Origin of the sequence: Mesorhizobium sp. M7D.F.Ca.US.004.03.1.1 (assembly GCF_003998635.1) — a bacterium.
GTDB classification, from domain to species: domain Bacteria; phylum Pseudomonadota; class Alphaproteobacteria; order Rhizobiales; family Rhizobiaceae; genus Mesorhizobium; species Mesorhizobium loti.
Genome location: NZ_RZQG01001368.1, coordinates 1 through 1,125, shown reverse-complemented (window position 1 = coordinate 1,125; position 1,125 = coordinate 1). Strand labels below are relative to the sequence as shown.

Annotated in this window: 1 protein-coding gene and 1 pseudogene; both read left to right on the top strand. The window is 61.7% G+C overall.

Translation table 11 applies throughout. From position 1 onward, the window contains the following. Window positions 1-492, top strand: a 492-nt coding sequence (locus EN935_RS37145; protein WP_164771744.1) for an ABC transporter ATP-binding protein, incomplete at its 5' end; no start/stop codon positions are given. A gap of 407 nt (window positions 493-899) precedes the next feature. Then, window positions 900-1,125, top strand: a pseudogene (locus EN935_RS37140) (site-2 protease family protein); the annotation flags it as partial.

Below are 1,125 nucleotides of genomic sequence, written 5' to 3'. Positions count from 1 at the left end.
ATCCTGGCCGGCCGTGCCTGCGGGCGGCTCTCCGACGACGAGCGCACGGCGATTCGCCGCAACGATGTCGGCTTCGTCTACCAGTTCCATCATTTGCTGCCGGAGTTCTCGGCGCTGGAAAACATCATGATGCCGCAGCTCATCAAAGGGCTGAGCCGCAAGGACGCGACCGAGCGCGCGGCACAACTGCTCGACTATATGCAGATCGGCAAGCGCGCATCGCACCGGCCGTCCGAACTCTCCGGCGGCGAGCAGCAGCGCGTCGCCATTGCGCGGGCGGTCGCCAATGCGCCGCTGGTGCTGCTGGCGGATGAGCCGACCGGCAATCTCGACCCGGTCACCGCCTCTTATGTGTTCGAGGCGCTGGCGGCGCTGGTCAAGCAATCGGGCCTCGCGGCGCTGATCGCCACCCACAATCACGAGCTGGCATCGCGCATGGACCGGCGCGTCACCTTGGCCGACGGCAAAGTGGTCCCTCTGGGCTCGGGTTGACCTCGGTCTCGACAAACCTTGGCGGGCTCACCATCAGTCCGCCACTGATGCCTGTATCTGGCCCATCGGTAGCTGCCGCTCGGTCCTCAACCTTTTCTTAACCCTGCCGATTTGATCGCCCGAAAATTCCTGATGTAGCCGGATTGTGGTCGTTGACTTTGAAACAAAATTAGAACAAACTGCGAACATATCAACAACAGGAGAGAGTTATGACCGATCTGGTTCAGGATGTCATCTCACTGGTTTGCATGAGCACCTTTCTCGTTTCCATGGCGATCTGGATCGGAGCCATGTGATTTGACGGCATTCGCCGCCGTGATCCTGAGTGGGTTATGACCCGCTCTGCCGTTAAGCTTTTCTTGCCGCCGCAACGTTAGGGTGCCCTGAAAGACAGGGAGCAACGTTGCGTGTCGCCCATCGTCACGGCCATTCTCGTGGCCAGCAATCTCGGGCTGATCTTTCTCTTGATGACCGTGCCGCTTGGTCTGCGCACGGTCCGGCTAAGCCGCGTGATAGCAGCGGACCGGCAGCGCCTCTGGCAGGCGCTGTGGCCGCTCGGCAGCGATGCCGGCTGGTCCGGTGAGATACTCTCGGCCGAAGCGCCGGACGGTGAGGGCGTGGCTCGAATCATGC